Annotated in this window: 2 protein-coding genes and 1 pseudogene; 1 reads left to right on the forward strand and 2 read right to left on the reverse strand. The window is 46.3% G+C overall.

Annotated elements, in window-relative coordinates; genetic code table 11:
- Nucleotides 1-107 (reverse strand): annotated as a pseudogene (locus PX481_RS08705) (tRNA (adenosine(37)-N6)-threonylcarbamoyltransferase complex ATPase subunit type 1 TsaE); the annotation flags it as partial.
- Between the two features lie 477 nt (nucleotides 108-584).
- On the opposite strand from PX481_RS08705, the gene PX481_RS08710 reads away from it, so the two are divergent.
- The gene (locus tag PX481_RS08710; RefSeq protein WP_288094406.1) at nucleotides 585-1784 is read left to right on the forward strand and encodes a lipid-A-disaccharide synthase-related protein; all 1200 of its coding nucleotides are present in this window, start codon (nucleotides 585-587) and stop codon (nucleotides 1782-1784) included.
- Here PX481_RS08710 and PX481_RS08715 read toward each other — a convergent pair.
- The coding region (locus PX481_RS08715; RefSeq protein WP_288094408.1) for a glycoside hydrolase family 3 N-terminal domain-containing protein at nucleotides 1781-3079 on the reverse strand (1299 nt) is incomplete at its 5' end. The genes PX481_RS08710 and PX481_RS08715 overlap by 4 nt on opposite strands.

Genomic DNA, 3079 nt, shown 5'->3' on the forward strand with positions numbered 1-3079 from the left:
GCTCCCAAATCGCCTTTTAATAAAATTACACTGCCAGAGGCCAAGGTTTGCCCCAGTTTTTCCCCTAAATTGACAGTAGCTTCTCGATCGGGTAAGTCGATAATCATTTTTTCCGATAGGATGCCAATTAATCACTGATTTTAATATGAGTAGGTAGGCGTTAAAAGTTATCAGATGCCCCCCTTATCAAGGGGGGACTAAGGGGGGATCGGCACCCCCCTTATCAAGGGGGGCAGGGGGGATCGAACCTAAAATCCATTTTTAATTTAATTATAACCAGCTACTTAGCGATCAGAGCAGCTTTCTGACCTTCTTGGCTCTGGGGGGCCAAATTTGGTCTTTTGATCGAGAAAAATAGAAGCAGTTAAACTAATCTCTTATCTTTTAGTCTTAACCTTTGGTCAAATGGTCGCCATCAGGGCAGAGATAGGCGATCGGCGAAACCTTCCGGTAGATTAGACTAAATGGGAGTTGGTTAACTGCTTTTATAAAATTGATTGTTCCCTAACCATCAGCATTGTCTAGGGTCGAGGGGAATAAAACAACCGAAGTTTAGGACTTTAAGCCAGAAGTTAAGAAAAAAAGTGAAATTATTATTTTTGAGTAATGGCCACGGTGAAGACGAGATCGCGATCCGGATTATTAAAAGACTGCAATCATCTCCCCACTGTCCGGATATTACTGCTTTACCCCTAGTGGGTAACGGTTATGCTTATACTCGTCTGGGGATTTCTCTTCTCGATCGAGGTCAAAAAATGCCCTCTGGGGGTTTTATCACTAGGGATGCCAAACAATTATGGCGAGATCTGCGGGAGGGATTATTAGGATTAACCTCCCGTCAATACCGTCTGGTCAGAAATTGGGGCCAAGAAGGGGGAAAAATTGTCGCGGTGGGAGATATCTTACCCCTTGCCCTTGCTTGGTTGAGCGAGACAGATTATGCTTTTGTGGGAACGGCTAAATCAGAATACTATCTCCGGGATGAGCAGGGATGGTTAGATAGTAGCTCGATGATCGATCGCCTCTGGGGTTCCTACTATTATCCCTGGGAACGCTGGTTAATGGCTCATCCTCGCTGTCGGGGGGTTTTTCCCCGGGATAGTTTAACTAGCAAAATTTTACAACAGTGGTCAATTCCCGTTGTCGATGGGGGTAATCCGATGATGGATGACCTTTTACCCTCGATAACGGGCGATTTTCCCCAAGATTGCCTAAATATTCTGCTGCTACCCGGTTCGCGCTTTCCCGAATCTCTCCACAATTGGCAGCAAATTATCGAGGCTGTGGCCGCCATTATCGGACGTTTTCCCGATTATAAGCTGGAATTTTTGGCGGCGATCGCTCCTTCTCTCCCCCTAGAATCTTTTACGGCTGCTTTAATTTCCCAGGGTTGGCGAGAACATAGCACAAATAAGTTTATTTGTCAAGAAGTATTTATAACTATTTCTCAAAGGGATTACGCCGAATATTTAGGCCGCTGCCATCTGGCCATCGCCATGGCGGGAACTGCCACGGAACAGTTCGTCGGTTTGGGTAAACCGGCGATCACAATTGCGGGATCTGGACCACAGTTTACTCGCCATTTTGCCAAACTGCAACAGCGTTTATTAGGCTGTTCAATTCTCTTAGGCGATAGTGCCGAGTCAGTAGCAGACAAGTTAGAATATTTATTACAAAATCCCCCACAGTGGCAAGAAATCGCCGTTAATGGTCGTCAGAGAATGGGATCGGCCGGGGCCTCCGATCGCATTGCCCAATGGTTACTAGACAATTTTTGCCCTTAAATGAAAGTATCGGTCTGATTTTCGCCGCTAGTGGGCCCCTCAAAAATAGTTTCTAGGGCAATTTTTTGGGCGCTTGGTTGTTGTCCATAGCTGAAAAGATAGGGAATTTCTCCGCTTTGTTGACGAAACCACTGGAAAACGTAGGGACTACCATAAATAATCAATGCTTGAATTTGTCCGGTTTTCAGCAAAGCTTGATAGATAGCTTTCGTTTCCTCCCCTAATCCGGCACTACCCCGAAAAGGATTACCACGGATGAATACTTGTAGGAGAGTCGTTTCTGGGGAGACGAGGGACTGATTAAAGGTGCTACAATCAATTATTTGGGTTTGATAACCCCATTGTCGGGGCATTGTCACCGCCGGACAAGAGCGATCGAGAAAGTCACAGTTGAGTAAATCATCGATAATGATTAAATTGCGGCCTTGAGTGGCTTTAATCGGTAAATTAGCGCTAACTGTTTGGGAATCTTTTAAAATATCGCTGACAATCTCTAGAGCTTGCGGTGCCGCTAAACTGCTTAAGGATTCTAAGGATGGCTGTCTTTGCCCCAATTTCTCTTTTGCTCGTTGAATACGTTGCCAAGAATCATTAATTCTCGCTTCGCTAATTGTACCCGCTTGCACGGCACTATACACCGCTTCGATCGCTTCGATCGGATCGGGTGGCATTAACAGTATATCGGCCCCCGCCTGTACCGCCCTCACTGCTATGGCGGCAGCGCTGGCAATTTTGGTTACTCCCCCCATAATCAGGGCATCGGTGACGATTAAACCCTGAAAACCGAGATTTTGGCGCAGTTTTTCCGCGAGAATTTTCGAGGAAAGAGTGGCGGGAAACTCGGCATCCCAAGCGGGAATTAACAGATGGCCTGACATAATACTATCAACCCCCGACTCGATCGCCGCTTGAAAGGGGGGCAATTCGATCGCTTCTAGGCGATGATGATCGTGGTTGATAATGGGAAGATCGAGATGGGAGTCATTGCTGGTGTCACCGTGGCCGGGAAAATGTTTGGCCGTGGTCAAAACTGGATAGGAATCCGCCCCTAAAATAAAAGCTTGAGCTAGATTAGCGACGATTTCGGGAGTTTCAGCGAAGGAACGAATATTAATAACGGGATTGTCGGGATTATTGTTCACATCGACAATTGGGGCTAAAATCCAGTTAATCCCGATCTCTAGGGCCTCCTTAGCGGTAATTGCTCCCATTTCCCTAGCATATTCTGTGGCTTTTGTCAAGCTTTTTTCGGCTATTTTTCCTAAAGCCATCGGGGGGGGAAACCAAGTAGCACC

It is taken from the genome of Microcystis sp. M53603_WE2 (assembly GCF_030065435.1).